Raw genomic sequence first — 17,181 nt, forward strand, 5'->3', positions numbered from 1 at the left:
AATTCTCTTTGTTATACTGCAAAGCTGAGAACTAAAAGGCAGAAAAAAGTTAAACTGGTTTAGGAAATGAGCTTCCTGCGAATTTCACTCAAATATTCCGGGGTAAAGCCCAGGTAAGAGGCCAGCAGGTATTGTGGAACCCGTTGAACAAATTCGGGATACATCTGGCTCATCGATAAATAAAATGCTTCTTTGGATAAGGAAAACAAGTACTTCATCCTCATTTCACTTGCGGCATAAGCTCTTTGGTATATAAAACGGAAATAGCGCTCCATGGCAGGAAATACATGAAGCAGCTGAGTCTGGTTGTCCTGGCTTATGTATAACACTTCAGATTTTTCAACAGCCTGGATAAAAAATGAGGTATGTCTCTTATGTTCGTAAGCAATATTATCAGTGATCCACCAGTTTTCAATAGCAAAATCGGTGGTTTGCTCTATACCTTTTTCGTTAATAAAAAACTTGCGAAGCAAACCTTTTTGTACAAAATAATGATACTTACAAACCTGGTCCGCCTCCAGCAGATTCTGTTTTTTGGCCACCGTTTTTACTTCGAAGTATTTCATTACCTCCTCAAAATCCTCATCAGCGATTGTAATAAACTTTTCCAAATGTGTTCTGAATATTAACGACATGGCTACATTACGGTATTAGTTCAACAAAAGTATCAATAATAAATTGCTCGTACCGGGGGCATAAACTAGAATAACAGTTGTATTCATGCAGTTGATTAGATGTTCCCGCAGAACAGTTACAGTATAGAAATTTGTTCCCAATTCATTTCAGTATTGTAACGTCATTTTGTTGCTTCTTTAAAAAATAACGAGTGCATTATTTTAAACATCGTTTCTTTATGATTTTGGATCTTACCCGAACCAGCAAATATGTTGTAAATACAATAGCTATAGTGTTGCTATTATTTATCGCCAGTCGTTCCCATGCCCAGCATCCGGTCATCAGGGTAGACCTTGATGAGTCTTCGAGGAAAATGCGGGAAGTAAATGAAAATGGATACACATCCTGGCAGGTGGTTCCTGGTATATCAGATACAAAAATTATACATGGTATAAAGATTACCGTCTCAAAAATAGGGACTGACAATAGTAATCTGGGTACCGAATGGTATAAGGTTGGTATGCAAACTCCTTATTTCGCACGCCTGGTTTCAGATGGCTTAACACTGAAAAGTACAGACCCTGCTGCGGCTATAGAGTTGCGCATTTCAGGTCTTCCCGCAGGAACCCATCATTTGCTTACCTATCATAATTTGCCTTTAAGCGCAACAGGACAGGATTTTAGCGAGATCGGTATTTTTGAAGAAGGCGCTTTACTGGCGCAGGTTCAGCCATCCGTAAGAGCTTTGAAAACCAGAGATGCAGCTAAGGCCTATATCAGCTTTCAGGCTGCTATGGGGAAAGATGTAGTATTGCATTTTAAGGCAATGAACACCGGTGCCAATATCATAAGAGACATCATCATCAATGGCCTGGAGATCAATACACCTGATCCTTCTAAGCAGGCAAACGCTTCTTTTCCGCTAAATGCTGATGAACATGTGGAAATCAACGGCTCTCAACTAAATCTGCGCTGGCAGGGTGCAACGGGTGCAAAGCAACATGATATCTATTTTGGAAAGGATTCTGCTGCTGTAGCCAATGCATCCATTCGATCCCCTTTGTATAAAGGGCGGCACACCGATTCAGTTTATACTGCGGGCAATATTTACAGCGGCGATACCTACTACTGGCGTGTTGACGAGGTAGCGCCCGCGGGTATCACCAAAGGTAATGTGTGGTACTTCAGGCCCGCGCAACTGGCATTTCCCGGCGCAGAAGGGTATGGCAGATATGCCAGGGGAGGAAGAGGAGGCAAAGTGGTACATGTAACCAATCTGAATGATGATAATGTACCCGGCAGCCTGCGGTATGCCGTAGAAAATGAAAAAGGGCCGAGAACGATCGTATTTGATGTGTCTGGTATCATTACATTGAAAGAACGCCTGATCCTTAATGATCCTTATGTAACGGTAGCGGGACAAACAGCGCCCGGTAAAGGTATATGCATTAAGGGTGCACCTTTTGGATCAACGGGGAATGATTGCATTGTGAGAAACCTGCGTGTACGATTAGGCGCCGGCCGCACTTTTGATGGTATGGGATTGACAGGGGCTAATTATTCTATCATGGATCATTGTTCTATCAGCTGGACGATTGATGAAGCCTTCAGTTCGCGGGGCGCTCTTAATATTACACTGCAGCGCACCCTGATATCTGAAGCCTTGAATGCAGCCGGCCATAATAAATATGAAGCAGGGAAACAACATGGTTTTGCCGGTACCATATCAGGTTCTGTGGGTAGTTACCATCACAACCTGCTGGCGCATTGTGCCGGGCGGAACTGGAGCCTCGGCGGTGCCCTGGATGGAGATGCTTATTATGCGGGCTATATGGATATTACTAACAATGTGGTGTATAACTGGAAACACAGAACCACTGACGGGGGAACAAAAGAAGTAAATTTTGTTAATAATTACTATAAGCCCGGACCTTCATCCGCTAAGTTTTATGCTTTTACATTAGATCATGAAGGGGTGGGTAAGGGAACACAACGTTGTTATTTTACAGGTAATGTAATGCCCGGGTATTTTGATGAAACCAACCAGGAAAAGGGCCGCAATGAAACCTGGAGCAAACGGGAAACGGTAAAATACGCCAGCTTTGTTGATAAGCCCTTCTTTCCTTCTTTTGTTACTACACAGCGAGCTTACAGCGCCTATAAAAATGTACTCTCTGATGTAGGATGTGCCCAGCCGGCTTTAGATGACCATGATCAGAGAATCATAAAAGAAACCATGGATAGTTCGTTTACCTACAGAGGAAGTAAGACCGGCTTTGCGGGTTTAATTGATCACCAGGATGATGCGGGTGGATGGGAAAATTACCCGCAGCTGAGCCGGGGCAGCAATTGGGATACGGATGGTGATGGTTTGCCCGATTGGTGGGAACAGATCTTTAAGCTGAATACCCGCTCGTCTAAAGGTGACTTTTCAGATGCCCGACAAGATAAAGACCGGGATGGTTACACCCAGCTGGACGACTATTTAAATTGGATGGCATTACCTCATTATGAAACTACGGGAGGGGAAGTAGTCGTTGACCTGGCTTCGCTTACCCGGGGCTTCACCAATCAACCGGTGTACAAAATAAACTCAGCAGCAAATGGTAAAGCTGAGTTAACAGCGGGTAAAGTAGCATTTTACCCGGCTGCGGCAGGATTAGCTTCATTTGAGTTTACGGTTATGGATGGAGACGGAGACACGATGACCAGGAAGGTTAATATTTTAAAAGCAAGCCAGCAGCACCTGCGTTAATTAATGCGATAGTTTGACAATCAATAGTTTAATTTCAGGCATTGCGGTATTTTTAATTTAACATCCATCGTTAATAAGTTCTGAGTAACAAGGGGTTCAATGAATTCCTTTGATTAGTATTTTGCTCTTCAATTTAAACGGAAGATGACCCTCGAGCAATTTACTAACGCAACTGAGATGAGTAAGATCAAAGCGATCTGGCGCGGCAAATTGATTGCTGAACGTAAAGAAGAACAGATCACCTACCGTCTTTTTAAGATTGATGAGTTCTTTGTGGAAGCAAAAATTAATCCGCTGCTGGGTTTTGCAAGGGACTTCCGGCCTATAGAAGATGAGCAAAACGCGATGCGTCCCTATCTGCCCGAGCCGGTATCGTTGAATTATTCTCTATTTTAGCCATCGTTTGAAAAGACCTCACATACTTCGCTCATTTTCGGGAAGTGTATAAATTCTTAATAACTGCAAATCAGGATAATAAGCTTGCTTCGTACATTGCTTCCCGGACGAAGCAACCATGACAATTAAAAAATTTATAGAAGCCCCTGAAATAGCCCGGATCAAAGCCATTTGGAGAGGAAAGCTGGTTGCCGAGCGCCACCAACAGGATATTACTTACCGGCTGTTTAAGGTAGATGATTTTTATGTGGAGGCAAGGATCAATCCGCTTAGCTTCACCCGGCATTTTACCGCCTATGCTACACTGGAGGAAATTATGCCCCTCTATTCCGATGCACCATCGAATGACATCTGTGCCATAGAAGCGGCTTCTTAATAAAACATTTTGCAGCTTTTTCTAACTACCTGCCTGCTTCAGACCGGCTCTATAATCAATCTGCCCACACTTGGTTTTTTAGAACCCTTGCGTATTGTATTTGCTTGAACCCGCTTAGCGCGATATTGAAAAACAGGTAAATGACCGGCATTGACTGCATTCTCAATAAATACAAATCGTTTGTTTTTCAAATTTTCATACATTTATCCGGAATCTCGAAAACCTGAATAGGTTGGGCATTAGGGCTACCAATCGTCGTAACCTTTGCCTTATTAAATATTAATACCTTTTACTATTTGTAATTATGAGCCTGGATGTGATGCTGGCAGATATATTTCCTTCGGACCGGATAAAAATGAACCTGATCGATCTCGTAGCCTATGCTTCGGACGCCGGCTTTTACAACCTGCGTCCCAGGGCTGTAGTGTTACCGGTTTCGGAGGAGGAAGTGATTCGGTTATTTAAACTGGCTCATGAACAAAATATCCCGGTAGTTTTCAGAACAGGGGGTACCAGCCTTTCCGGGCAATCGGTTACGGATGGCATACTGGTAGATTTAAGCCAGTACTGGCGGAAAGCTACCGTGGAAAACGAGGGCGGCTCTATAAGGGTACAGCCGGGAGTAATAGGTGCAGTAGCAAACGTTTATTTAAAGAAGTTCGGCAGGAAGATCGGGCCTGATCCTGCAAGTATCAATGCTGCTATGATAGGTGGAATTATCTCCAATAATGCCAGCGGTATGTGTTGTGGGGTATCCAATAACTCCTATCACACCGTTCAATACCTGCGTTTCACCCTTCCCGACGGAAAAACCTATAGTACCGAAGTAAAAGAGGACTATGCACGTTTTTCTGAAGAATGCCCGCAATTGTCGGCTCAGCTGTCGGCTATCCGGCAGCAGGTTTTAGGCAATGAGCAGATCTATAGTAAGATCAGGAAAAAATATCTCACTAAAAATACAGTTGGTTATTCTGTCAATGCTTTTATTGATTTTGCCGAACCGTTAGACATATTGGCACATTTGCTGGTAGGGGCCGAAGGCACCCTGGGTTTTATATCAGAAGCGGTTATGCAAACCGTACCGGATTACCCCGAAAAAGCAACCGGTTTATTGTACTTCCCTGATATCTATACGGCCTGCCAGGCAATTGTTCCTATAAGTGATACGGGAGCTGTTGCTATCGAACTCATGGACCGGGCTTCGCTCAGGTCCGTGGAGCATGTGCCGGGTTTACCCACCATTATTAAAGATCTGCCCGAAGGAGCAGCGGCGCTCCTGGTGGAGTATGGCGCGCCTTCTAAAGACTACCTGAACGAAAGCCTGGCTGGTTTTCAACAACAGGCCGGTAATTTTTCTCTGTTGGAACCGGCGGCTTTTACCAGTATTCCGCAACAACAGGCGCTTTTATGGAAAGTGAGAAAAGGTATGTTCCCGTCGGTGGGTGCGGTGAGAAAAAGTGGCACTACAGTGATACTTGAAGATGTGGCGTTCCCGGTTGCGATGTTGGGAGACGCCATTGTTGACTTACAAAGCCTGTTTCGCAAGTTTGGCTATCACCAGGCTATCATATTCGGACATGCCAAAGACGGCAATATTCACTTTGTAGTTACCCAATCATTTAACAGTGAGACAGAAGTGCAGCGCTACGAACAGTTTATGGCTGAAATAGTGGAGCTGGTAGTAAACAGGTATGACGGAGCTTTAAAAGCAGAGCACGGCACGGGTAGAAATATGGCGCCCTTTGTGGAAACCGAATGGGGCGGAGCCATCTATGAGATCATGAAGACAGTGAAAAATCTTGTTGATCCTTATAATATTTTGAACCCCGGAGTGATCATCAATCCTGATCCACAGGCGCATATTACGCACTTAAAAGAGCTGCCTTCTGTAGAAAGCGAAGTGGACAAATGCATTGAATGTGGTTTTTGCGAGCATAAATGTCCCAGCAGGGATTTAACCCTGACACCAAGACGGCGTATCGTGGTGAGGCGTGAATTGGTTAAATTAAAGCAGGAGGGCAACGCAGATTATAAAAAACTACTGGATCAATACAAGTACCAGGGACTCGATACCTGTGCGGTTGATGGCTTATGTGCCACCGTATGCCCGGTGGATATCAATACCGGAGACCTGGTAAAACGCCTCCGGAAGGAGAATCACGCTGCCTGGAACAATAAGTTAGCGTTGATGACCAGTAAGAATTTTGGCGTTGTATTGAAAACTGTAAAAACTGCCGTTCGTTTGGGCACAGCGGTTAACCATACTTTTGGAGCGAATACGATGACCAAAGCCACCCGGATGATCAGAAAAATAGCACCGTCATTTCCTTTATGGTCACCCCAGCTTACCGGGGCTCCGTCAACCGGTTCAATAAATACAACCGGAATAGATGCCACAACCAAAGTGGTGTATTTTGCCAGTTGTATTTCCAGGGTTATGGGCGACAAGCTGCATCCTAAAGCCAGCATCATGGAGCGGTTTGTTAATGTATCTCATAAAGTGGGAGTGGGAGTGATACTGGCGGGCAACAGTGGTAAAAACTGTTGCGGGCAGATTTACTCATCCAAGGGCTTTACGGAAGCGCACTCACATATGGTAAATGCCACCATCAGCGAATTATGGGCGCATACCAATGAAGGAGCATATCCTGTTGTTTTAGATATAACTTCCTGTACCTATACACTATTAAATTGCAGATCTGCTTTGACAGACGAAAACAAGTTAAGATTTGATCAGATGCGGATCCTCGACAGCATCGATTACCTGTACGAGTATGTTTTGCCCAGGGCTGGAGCCGTAAAACGGAAAAATCACATCGCCCTGCATCCTGTTTGTTCTTCTTATAAAATACCGGGTTTGGATGATAAATTTAGGAAAGTGGCTGAGTTTTTTTCTCATAAGGTAACCATTCCAACATTTGCTGGTTGCTGCGGCATGGCTGGAGACAGGGGTTTTCTCTTTCCTGAGCTAACCCGGTCTGCAACTGCCCTGGAAGCAACAGATGTGGTGGACAGGAAATTGGAGGGCTGCTATTCCTCCTCAAAAACCTGTGAGATTGCGATGTCAGATAATACCAAAAAGAATTACCAGTCTATACTGAACCTGGCGGATGAATGCCTTGTTTTATAATCTTAATGATTTGAAATCTGCAATTTAACTTGATATTGAAAAATCCTGAACCTAGATGAAATGGTTTATTAGTTTACGTCTAAATAATTATTAGATATAAATAAACACAAATTACTGATTTTATTAGAATTAAAATTATTAAGTAAAGTATTATTACGTATGTCAACACTAGATATTGGGCATCGTTTATTTTGCGAAGAAAATTCCTGAGCAGAACAAGGCCTGCCCGTTAAGCCTCCATTTCGACCTGGCGGCATATCTGGGACATAGGTATATCGTCCGCCCCCTTCAATTAAAGACAACTGATAAAGGAGCTGATAAATTATCAAAATAGTAGTGGCATACTTATACGGCCTGCACAATGCACTGCTATTTTAATAACAGAGCCGGTTAACCATGCCGTCGGCTCTTCTTCCCGATTTCTTCCTGTTTTATACTTTTATTTCGTAACCTGAAATGGATGGGCCATCTCAGTGAGGTGGGAATATTGCGGGTTAACCATATATTTCGAAAGACTATAACTGGCGAATAGTTTGGCGTCCGATCTGTTGTTCATAAGTTCAGTATTAAATCAACTATAATTTTAAATGAAAAAATCTATTGTTTGCCTCTTTACATTAGCTCAGCTTCTTTGCCTGAAGCCTGATGTTTTCTCACAAAATGCGGCAACGGCCGGTGTTAGTAGCCCGGCCGGAGGGCCTGAAGTTGGACAAATACCACCACATCCGCCCCGGCTGCCTGAAGGAGCTATTCCTGCATTTCCCGGGGCATGGGGCGCCGGGATGTTTACTACCGGCGGACGGGGCGGTAAAGTGATAGCCGTTACCAATTTAAATGACAGTGGTCCCGGAAGCCTTAGGGCGGCATTGGAAGCGCAAGGACCGCGCATTGTGGTGTTCCGCGTTGCGGGTACTTTGAAAGTAAACGGCGATCTCAATATCAATCATCCAGATATTACCATTGCGGGGCAGTCGGCGCCTGGCGATGGCATCTGCATTGCAGGCACGCTTAATATTAACACCCATAATGTTATTATACGGCATTTGCGGGTACGGCGGGGTGTACCAACCGGCGGACAGGGAGATGATAATATCGGTGGCAATCCGCATCACCATATTATTATAGATCATTGCTCCACCAGCTGGGGAATGGATGAAAACATTTCCCTTTACAGGCACATGAGACCCTCGCTTGACGGAAAAACTCAGATCAAGGATCCTGCTGAAAACATCACCATTCAATGGACGATTTCCAGCGAGGCGCTGGATGCCAGAGGACATGCTTTTGGCGGCACCTGGGGCGGTAATCCTTCCACCTTCCATCACAACCTGTTTGCCAGCAACACTGCGAGAAATCCGTCGATAGGCATGTCGGGCATGTTTGATTTCAGGTATAATGTTGTTTTTAACTGGCGGCATCGTTCTATAGATGGAGGAGATGAAACCTCTACCGTCAACCTGATCAATAATTATTTCAAACCGGGTCCCGCGACCAACGAGGGCATGCGTGCCGTCTTTGCCCGAATAGAAGAGCGTAGCATGTATTCTCCCGGCAGCGCCTGGGCAGAAGGTGGCTGGTATCCAAAAGCAACGAATCGCCCTGGCAAATGGTATGTTGCCGGTAATATTATGCACGACAATAAGGAAGTAACGGACAATAACTGGGTGGGCATGCGCTCAAAAAACCCCGTTAAAGCAGGCGACAATAACCAGCAAAACCTGGCCAGGGTTAATACACCGTTCGAAGGATGGCCGGTAGCTCCACACCAACTGGCGGGTGATGTCTTTGGATCAGTGCTTGCAAAGGCAGGTGCTACTTTGCCAAAAAGAGATGCCGTTGACACCCGTGTTACAGAAATGGTGCGCACCGGTAAACCCACGACAGCAACCGGCATCATAAAAGATGTTTCTGAAGTGGGGGGATACCCCAATCTTAGTTTCGACCCGGCTAAAGTGCCTGTTGATACTGACGGCGATGGTATGCCGGATGAATGGGAAACTAAAAATGGCCTGGATCCAAAAAATGGTAAAGACGGCGCCCTGGACGCTGACGGCGATGGCTATACCAATGTAGAAGAATTCCTGAACGGAACAAATCCACAACAGAAGATCAATTACCGTAACCTGGGTAATAATATTGATACGATCAGCTAAGAAAACACTCTTCGCTTCACGTTATAAAACATATAAAATCCTCCTGTCGTTCCGCAATGGCAGGAGGATTTTTTAAGCACTACTTTTTGAGACTTGAAAAAGCGCCAAAAACAAAGTATCATAAAAAGCTGACACCAATGAGCCGAATAATAACCGGTAACCCGGGATTAGATTTAATAGGAATTATCGATTCCCGGAAAAACGATGAATAGTCCAATGATCCTATTTTCTGAAGCTGGTATCATTGTACTTTATATTACAGCATTGAAACTGCAGTCGTTACTGCACTGCCTCCACATGTTTAGCAGTGATATAGAGATTGCCTGCATCGTCCTTCCAAAAAGATCCCTTTGCTTTAATTTTTTGACCCACTTCGAACCTTTTAAAGGTGCCTCCTGATTTTTGTAAGTTGACTATGCTGATAGTTATGACATAGCTCTTATTATCCTTGTCGTTTATCGTTGCCATATAGCCGTCCTTTCCGTTTTCGATTTTTACAATTTCTCCGGTCACTTCCATTTCTTTCTGATCCGCCGTTTGAGCAGCCGCCGTCGCTTTTTTTTGATTATTACATGAAATCACTGTTCCCACTGTTATTAACAATCCTATCGATATAAAAAGATTTTTCATGACTTTTTTTTCAAAGATATAGGTTCAGCTAAATTCGTTGCACACAATTCTGTTAAACAATAATTGCACCGGCCATTCTTTCTACAGACCTTTCTTTTTTTGATACCAAACGATATTAAGAAATCGGCGATTGATCAACAGGTAGTTGATCTTAAGATAATCAGTAGCTGTTGAAAAAACCAAGCATGGTGGTAAGCGCTTCTTTGCTATGCATTCGCTCACCGTTATCAAGCGATTCTTTCGCCATAACAGCAGCTCTTTTACGCATATGGATCTCGTAATACGAAATAGCTTCCTGTAAGGAACTGAACTTATCTGATGTTACAGTTTGGCTTAGTTCAAGTGCGTCCAGCATAGCCATATTAACACCTTCGCCGGCAAAAGGCGGCATGACATGCGCTGCGTCGCCCAGCATCGTAAGATTGGGCAATGCATTCCAGGTCTGGTCCAGGGGGATACAATAAATCGGCCTGGGTATAAAGGGCAGAATCGTATGATTCAGTAATGCATCCCATACACTACTCCATCCCGCATATTCCTTTTTAAACCAGTTAAATACCTGGGTTCTATCCCAAAAGGCCAGGCCACTCTTCACAACCCAGTCGGGGTCTGCTTTAAAGCTTAAATAAAATCCTATTTCACCGTTGCCTTTTTGTCCCATCAAGATATTTTTCTCATTACCGAACGCCATTATTTTGCCTCCGTTCAGCATAGCGTAAATAACAGGTACATTTTGCCGGGCGTTCTCAATAGTTCCATCCAACATGGTAATGCCTGAGTAAAAAGCTTTACTATCGGTGATATAAGGCCGGATCTTTGAGTGGGCGCCGTCTGCAGCAATGACCACATCTGCCTCAACTATATTCCCATCTTTGAATTCCAGCTGCCATCCAGTATTCCGGGGCTTCATGCCAATAAAATGGCTGTTCCACATTACGGTACCGGGTTCTAAAGAGTTCAGCAAAATCTTCCTTAATGTGCCCCGGTCTATTTCGGGCCGGAAATGCGCATGCCCAAAGTTGCTCCCGGGCTTTATTTCGTGGTCGCTGTAAAATACTTCAGCCTGTTCATTCATTATCTTCTCCCGGTCAGCGCCAGGCAGAAAGTTATTTTTAAATGCGTCAAGGAGCCCGGCTTTTGTTAAAGCTGCTAATCCTGATTCATCATGCAGATCAAGCGGCGCTCCCTGCACCCGGGCATTTTTGTCCAGGTCTCTTTCATATACTTTTACATGGCAACCTTTTAATTGCAAGAGCTTAGCTAAAGTTAGTCCGCCAGGTCCGCCGCCAACAATGGCAACTTGTTTATTATCCAATAACATAATGCATCTTTTAAAATACGATGCAAATTACTTTAGCCCGAGAGCAGAAAATTGTATAAATCGGCCGTTTTGATTTTTGTTTAATTCTTTGGGAGAAACACCGGAAAGCTTTTTTACTTCACGGATAAAATGAGACTGATCGGCAAAATTTTGTTCCGGAAATAATTTCCCTTCTTTGATATGTTCAAATGAGGCACGGAACCGGAGGATATTGCAGTAATTTTTTACAGAGAGACCAAACCGGTCATTAAAATAGCGGTTGATCTGCCGGCTGCTCCAATACACTTTCTCTGATAATGTCTTTACAGATATGTCGCCTTTAGTGCTATACAGTAACTCAAACAGTTCCTCTTTCCTGGGATCTACTTCGGCCGGTAATAGCGATTGTATGTATGGGGTAGCTTTTTGACAGAAGAGATCAAAATCATTTAAAATAGTTTCGTTAAAACCCCAGAAATCAGTGGGCAGGAATTGAGCATAGTCTAATATACCGGCGATGCTATCTCCAAACAGGTATTCTATTGCAGGAAGCTTAAAGCTTATCGCAAACATCACTGTCTGGCTTTTAAGTATAGCTTGCTGCGGAAAGGTTTCAATACCTGATCGTATAATACGGAACAGATCAGTGGAAGACCGGAAGAAGGTAAGATCTGCCCGTCCATCGGGTAAAACAACAATTTCTTTATCGCAATTAGAAAGATTACGCAGTTCCCAAAAACTTTCTACGAACGCTGCGACAGACGGATCGGGCCGCTGTAAACGGAATTGGAGATCACTACTCATAATTGTGCTGGTAAATAAAAAGGCATACCAATACTTTTGTAAGCTAAAGTAAAGATAAAACCGGGAGAAGCCCGATAACCCTGTTGAACCGGCCGTTAAATGAATATTTCAATGGATGATCCGCAGTAACTGGGCAAATAAAAAAGAGGAGACTGATCTCCTCTCGTATATATAAAACCGATGGTTGCTTATCGGTCGCCTCTTGTATACTTTGTAACCAATTCGGTGTCGCCGGCATCGTTGGCATTGATATGGGTATAATGGATGCTATCTTTCAAAACAATACGATAGTGAACACCATTTTTATTACTCACTTCTGTTACACCATGTATTTCGTTATTCTTATAATCTCTTTTTACATTGTAAAGAACATTAGAAGGAAGCTGCTCCTCTTTGTAATAACGGATCGTCTGCAATAACCTGCCTTTAGCATCAATAGTTACACGTGTTTTAGTACCGTCGTTTTCAAAAAAAGCTTCATAGTTATTGCCGGCGTTGCTCCATGTAATATTATTTACATTTTTAAAAGTAGCGACAAAAGTTTGTTGCGCTTTTTCGTTTACCGCCGGTTCCGGAGTTGAAGCGGCAGCGTTGAAACTCACTGTTAAAAGAACCGCAGCAGATAAGATTAAATTTTTCATTGTATTTGTTTCGTTGTTTGTAGTTATCAATTGTTTCACAAACATACAATGAGCCAATGCCCCGGGTCAATAGCAAAAGGATGAACAGTAACAGTTTTACCGGCGAATAGCGGTTTTGTCGAGGCGAAAAGCATGGGACAATATTCATTTAAGCAAATCAGAGTGCCTTGCCAGCCTCCAAAAATCAGGAGGTACTTTTAAACGGTTGAAGCAGGACAACAGATAAAAGCAAAAGAAACCTGAAAGTAGGGTTTAATAATTACCGAACGGAAGCCTGGGTTTTGCTCATCTACTTTGCTTTCTCCCAGGATTTTATAGAACCATGCACTGGTTTCTCCGAACATAATACGACTACGGGAAAGCCTTGCTGTTTCAATTTTCCATGTTTCATATAGTGTGGTAGCGCCATTAGCGAGCCACCGTCCCAGGAGGAATAGCTTTTTTGAGTCGCTACTTTAAAAGCGGGATCTGCATATCCATTATTACCTAAAGCTCCCAATAAAGTATTAGACCCCAGCAGACATCAAGCACCCAGTAAACAATATGATAATATAAAATTAATCCTGGAATGCACAACCACTGCTTAGCTTCGCGGTGTTTATTAATATTGCCGGTATGAAAAGTCTATCGCTTTATCAGCTTTGAAGCAGCGATTCAACCTGGTAATATTATTTTAATGTATCGGTAATACTGATCGGTTTCGTTGTCAAAAAAGGAACGATTATATGCAAGGATACGCACAGTTGTTACACTATTATAAACCCAACTTTGTGGCACCAGACGAACAGATTTATTTGCTCCGAGAGCAGTTAAGACAGGCAGAAGAAGAATATATGCGCCTGTGGAACCAACATAAATTATTGAAGCTTTCTTACCGTTTTTTAAAGAGTGGAAAGATGAGTCACGATACTCTGGCACCAGCATCTATCAGTGACAATTTTCAGGCATTTCTTTATGGAACCGGGAGGGGGTTGCCACTGGAGTTTCAAAAGCCCGTGCGTAGAAGAAATAATAATAAAAAGAATGAAGCCGTATGCAAACTCGTAAAAAAGAAATAACTCTCACGCTAATTCCTTAAATTTGAATGATCTAACAGGCTGCTGACCTGTAACGATGCTTGCAAAAATGTTGTCCCTGAACAAGCTGATCAAACAATCGGCTGAAAGGGTATTATTTTCTACATTTTTGACTGTAATATGCCTGGGTCTTTGTGGGATATTATCCGATGGAGATGCTCAAGGCGGGTTGTTAAAGCTGCATCATAATGATGCCTCAATCTTTAGATCTCGCGGGTAATGCAGGTTGAAAATATTGAACAATTGCGTCAACATACATGCATCACATGAAGATAATTGTCGTAACACGATATAAAACCTGGAAACGAAAAACCCACTTTGTATATGAAGAGCCGTCGGGTATTCGAAAAAACAAAAAAATAATGACAAGGTTTGAAAAGGACAATCAACATGCTCTTTGCATTTTTATTATGCAGCCCCGTATGGGCATTATCAGATATAAAGCCGGTATATCTCCGGTGTAACTACAAAGTAAATCCATTTATTGACACCAAAATTCCCATGCTCAGCTGGGAGCTGGTATCCAATCAAAACAACCAGGTGCAGACCGCCTACCAGGTGATGGTAGCATCTTCATTGGCGTTACTCAACAATGAAACTCCTGATATCTGGAATAGCGGTAAAACAGAAGGCAATCAAACCAACCAGGTTGCTTACAATGGTAAGCCACTTTTTTCAGCCGGTATATACTATTGGAAAGTGCGTAGCTGGGATAAAGATCGGAATGCCGGTCCCTGGAGTATAGTAGCGTCATGGGAAACTGGACTTTTCAATAAGCTGGAATGGAAAGCTGATTGGATAGGATTTGAGTTGGACAGTTTAAATACTAATAAAGATTATCACCTGCCGCCTGCGCCTTACTTGAGAAGGGAAGTGAGGTTAAAAACCGGTATTAAGCGTGCCAGGCTATACGTTACTTCTTTAGGCCTAAACGAATTTTATGTCAATGGTACACGTATAGGTAGTGATTATTTTTTACCCGGTTGGACAGACTATAATAAAAGACTTTATTACCAGGTGTATGATGTTTCAAAGAACATTAAAGCGGGAGATAATGTTTTGGGTGCCGTTCTATCGCCGGGATGGTATGCGGGGTACGTGGGTTATGCATTGTTAGTAGGCAGTCCGCAGGTACGTGGCTTTTACGGGAACACGCCGCTTTTAAGAGCAAGTGTTTGGGTGGAATATCATAACGGTGAAAGAGAGATAATAGCAACAGATGGCTCCTGGAAAGCCAGTGACGGTGCTTTACGGGAAACAGATATATTGAATGGGGAAACCTATGACGCACGACGTGAAGTAAAAGGTTGGAGCCAAACGGGGTTTAATATGCTAGACTGGAAACCCGTTACAATTTACGCTGACAAAGCTGACAGGGAGTTACAGGTATATCCCGGAAATCCTGTCGCAATATTCGATACCCTTACTGCAAAGAAAATTACGAAAGCCAGGAATGGCAGGTATATTGTAGACTTTGGTCAGAATTTTTCAGGCATCATCAGACTGAATGTGAAAGGGAAAACGGGTGATAGCATCATTATCCGTTATGGAGAAATGTTACACCCCGATGGAAGGTTGATGACCGAAAACCTGAGAAGAGCAAGAGCTATCGATACCTACATAATAAAGGGCGATGAAAATATGGAAACCTGGTCTCCGCAGTTTACCTATCATGGTTTTCAGTTCGTAGAGATCGCGGGATTAAAATATCAGCCGACTATCGAGACCATTAAAGGTTTGGTATTAACCTCATCAACACCCGGTGCAGGAACCATGGAAACGGATAATGCCATGATCAATCAGCTTTATAAAAACATTGTATGGACCCAGCGGTCTAATTATTTTGATATCCCTACCGACTGTCCTCAAAGAGATGAACGCCTGGGGTGGACAGGTGACGCACAGGTTTATACACGGTCTGCCATTTATAATAATGATATCTCAGCTTTCTTTCTAAAATGGCTGCAGGATCTGAATGATGCGCAGTTTCCCAATGGCGCCTATCCCATATACGCACCCATGCCGCTTACGGTAAACGGCTTATCAGCCATACGATCAACAGACAGTTATTCGCCAGGCTGGATGGAAGCCGGAATCATTTGTGCCTATGAAATGTACCAGGCTTATGGTGATACCGGCATTATTAAAAAGTATTGGCCCGGCATGAAACGTTTTATGAGTTTTTTGGACCAAAAAGCAGGGGGAGACCATTTATTCAAAGAAAGGGCGTTTGAAGAAATATCGCCTAAAGGCGGATTTGGAGACTGGTTGTCTGTAGGAAAAAAAACATCACCCGACCTGCTGGCTTCTATTTATTACTTCTATTGCAGCAAGCTGATGGAAGAGATGGCGGCTGCCATTGGAGCCGACAAGGACAAACAACAACTACAACAAAATGCGCAACGGATCCGGGCAGCTTTTGTAAAACATTATACCGACGGGGCCGGCAATTTTAAAGTAAATCCTGAAATTTATGGGGATGTAACCGGTTATGTGGAATATAGCAAGGAGAAAGGGTTTCACGGACATACCCAAACAGCCTACGCCAATGCCATTTATATGGGATTGCTACCTGCCGATTTCATAAAGATTGCTGGTAATAGTCTTGCCGGCTTACTTAACGAAAATGATTGGAAACTGGCTACCGGGTTTCTGGGTGTAAAACCTTTGCTGCCGGCACTTTCATTAACGGGCCATACAGGGCTGGCCTACCACCTGCTACTATCAAAAGAATATCCATCCTGGGGTTTTGAAGTGATAAATGGAGCCACTACTATCTGGGAAAGATGGAATAGTTATATCAAAGAAAAAGGTTTCGAGAATAATGCAGGCATGAATTCATTCAACCATTATTCCTTCGGCTCGGTAAATGAATGGATGTTTGAATATATGGCCGGTATAAAACCCGCAGCGGCGGGTTTTAAAAAAATCATTATACGGCCTGAAATAGCCGATAGCAGCATCAACTATGTGAAGGCATCCTATCATTCCATAAATGGCAAAATTGAGTCATCCTGGAAGAAAGTAAACGGCAAACTGATAATGGATATAATTATACCTGTTAATACAAAAGCAAAAGTATTGATACCTGCCAGCTCCGTTGGCTCTGTTCGTGTAAAAGGAAAGAATGATATAATGTTGAAAAGCTCAGATGTCAGTAATAGGGTGGAAGCGGATTTAGGATCGGGTAAATATCAGTTTGAAGTCACTGGTTTCGCTACTCCTGAGTAGTACTTTAATGTCTTAAGCTGAAACTGAAAGAGGAGACCTCTATCTCCTCTTTTCTTGTATATATAAAAACCATG

Annotated in this window: 12 protein-coding genes; 7 read left to right on the forward strand and 5 right to left on the reverse strand. The window is 43.2% G+C overall.

The genetic code is table 11. The annotated features are described in order from the left end of the window. Positions 1-59: 59 nt before the first annotated feature. A complete protein-coding gene (locus U0035_RS02030; protein ID WP_327138718.1) occupies positions 60-611 on the reverse strand; it encodes a Crp/Fnr family transcriptional regulator in 552 nt (183 codons plus the stop codon). 242 nt (positions 612-853) lie between these two features. Here U0035_RS02030 and U0035_RS02035 point away from each other — a divergent pair, with 242 nt between their 5' ends. The 5 genes from U0035_RS02035 to U0035_RS02055 all read left to right on the forward strand — a co-directional run bounded on the left by U0035_RS02035 (position 854) and on the right by U0035_RS02055 (position 9,425). Continuing rightward, positions 854-3,370, forward strand: coding sequence for a T9SS C-terminal target domain-containing protein (locus U0035_RS02035; protein ID WP_114792514.1), 2,517 nt, complete (start codon positions 854-856; stop codon positions 3,368-3,370). Between the two features lie 144 nt (positions 3,371-3,514). Continuing rightward, the gene (locus U0035_RS02040; RefSeq protein ID WP_114792515.1) at positions 3,515-3,766 is read left to right on the forward strand and encodes a hypothetical protein; all 252 of its coding nucleotides are present in this window, start codon (positions 3,515-3,517) and stop codon (positions 3,764-3,766) included. 118 nt (positions 3,767-3,884) lie between these two features. Further along, complete coding sequence (locus U0035_RS02045) at positions 3,885-4,142, forward strand: hypothetical protein (protein WP_114792516.1); 258 nt, start codon at positions 3,885-3,887, stop codon at positions 4,140-4,142. Positions 4,143-4,446: 304 nt separating this feature from the next. Further along, entirely contained in the window at positions 4,447-7,272 is a 2,826-nt protein-coding gene (locus U0035_RS02050; RefSeq protein ID WP_114792517.1) for an FAD-binding and (Fe-S)-binding domain-containing protein, read from the forward strand. Positions 7,273-7,859: 587 nt separating this feature from the next. Then, positions 7,860-9,425 (forward strand): pectate lyase family protein, encoded by a 1,566-nt coding sequence (locus tag U0035_RS02055; RefSeq protein ID WP_114792518.1) that lies wholly within the window; start codon positions 7,860-7,862, stop codon positions 9,423-9,425. A 279-nt stretch (positions 9,426-9,704) separates the two neighbouring features. On the opposite strand, the gene U0035_RS02060 is transcribed toward U0035_RS02055, so the two are convergent. From U0035_RS02060 to U0035_RS02075, 4 genes are all read right to left on the reverse strand, one after another. Then, positions 9,705-10,055 (reverse strand): hypothetical protein, encoded by a 351-nt coding sequence (locus U0035_RS02060; protein WP_114792519.1) that lies wholly within the window; start codon positions 10,053-10,055, stop codon positions 9,705-9,707. A 160-nt stretch (positions 10,056-10,215) separates the two neighbouring features. Beyond that, positions 10,216-11,376 (reverse strand): FAD-dependent oxidoreductase, encoded by a 1,161-nt coding sequence (locus U0035_RS02065; protein ID WP_114792520.1) that lies wholly within the window; start codon positions 11,374-11,376, stop codon positions 10,216-10,218. 27 nt (positions 11,377-11,403) lie between these two features. Continuing rightward, a complete protein-coding gene (locus U0035_RS02070) occupies positions 11,404-12,159 on the reverse strand; it encodes a helix-turn-helix domain-containing protein (protein WP_114792521.1) in 756 nt (251 codons plus the stop codon). A 188-nt stretch (positions 12,160-12,347) separates the two neighbouring features. Next, positions 12,348-12,800, reverse strand: a complete 453-nt coding sequence (locus U0035_RS02075; RefSeq protein WP_114792522.1) for a hypothetical protein — start codon at positions 12,798-12,800, stop codon at positions 12,348-12,350. Between the two features lie 725 nt (positions 12,801-13,525). Here U0035_RS02075 and U0035_RS02080 point away from each other — a divergent pair. Next, positions 13,526-13,858 carry a hypothetical protein gene (locus tag U0035_RS02080; protein WP_114792524.1) on the forward strand — a complete coding sequence of 111 codons (333 nt, stop codon included), beginning with the start codon at positions 13,526-13,528 and terminating at the stop codon, positions 13,856-13,858. A 390-nt stretch (positions 13,859-14,248) separates the two neighbouring features. Further along, positions 14,249-17,107 (forward strand): alpha-L-rhamnosidase, encoded by a 2,859-nt coding sequence (locus U0035_RS02085; protein ID WP_211316518.1) that lies wholly within the window; start codon positions 14,249-14,251, stop codon positions 17,105-17,107. The last annotated feature ends 74 nt before the right edge of the window (positions 17,108-17,181 follow it).

Source organism: Niabella yanshanensis (assembly GCF_034424215.1).
Taxonomy (GTDB): Bacteria; Bacteroidota; Bacteroidia; order Chitinophagales; family Chitinophagaceae; genus Niabella; species Niabella yanshanensis.

Bases quoted from the DNA above. Each gene is read 5' to 3' on its own strand.
- U0035_RS02050 (WP_114792517.1), top strand. From the start codon at position 4,447: ATGAGCCTGGATGTGATGCTGGCAGATATATTTCCTTCGGACCGGATA.
- U0035_RS02065 (WP_114792520.1), bottom strand. From the start codon at position 11,376: ATGTTATTGGATAATAAACAAGTTGCCATTGTTGGCGGCGGACCTGGC.
- U0035_RS02035 (WP_114792514.1), top strand. From the start codon at position 854: ATGATTTTGGATCTTACCCGAACCAGCAAATATGTTGTAAATACAATA.
- U0035_RS02060 (WP_114792519.1), bottom strand. From the start codon at position 10,055: ATGAAAAATCTTTTTATATCGATAGGATTGTTAATAACAGTGGGAACA.
- U0035_RS02075 (WP_114792522.1), bottom strand. From the start codon at position 12,800: ATGAAAAATTTAATCTTATCTGCTGCGGTTCTTTTAACAGTGAGTTTC.
- U0035_RS02055 (WP_114792518.1), top strand. From the start codon at position 7,860: ATGAAAAAATCTATTGTTTGCCTCTTTACATTAGCTCAGCTTCTTTGC.
- U0035_RS02040 (WP_114792515.1), top strand. From the start codon at position 3,515: ATGACCCTCGAGCAATTTACTAACGCAACTGAGATGAGTAAGATCAAA.
- U0035_RS02070 (WP_114792521.1), bottom strand. From the start codon at position 12,159: ATGAGTAGTGATCTCCAATTCCGTTTACAGCGGCCCGATCCGTCTGTC.
- U0035_RS02080 (WP_114792524.1), top strand. From the start codon at position 13,526: ATGCAAGGATACGCACAGTTGTTACACTATTATAAACCCAACTTTGTG.
- U0035_RS02045 (WP_114792516.1), top strand. From the start codon at position 3,885: ATGACAATTAAAAAATTTATAGAAGCCCCTGAAATAGCCCGGATCAAA.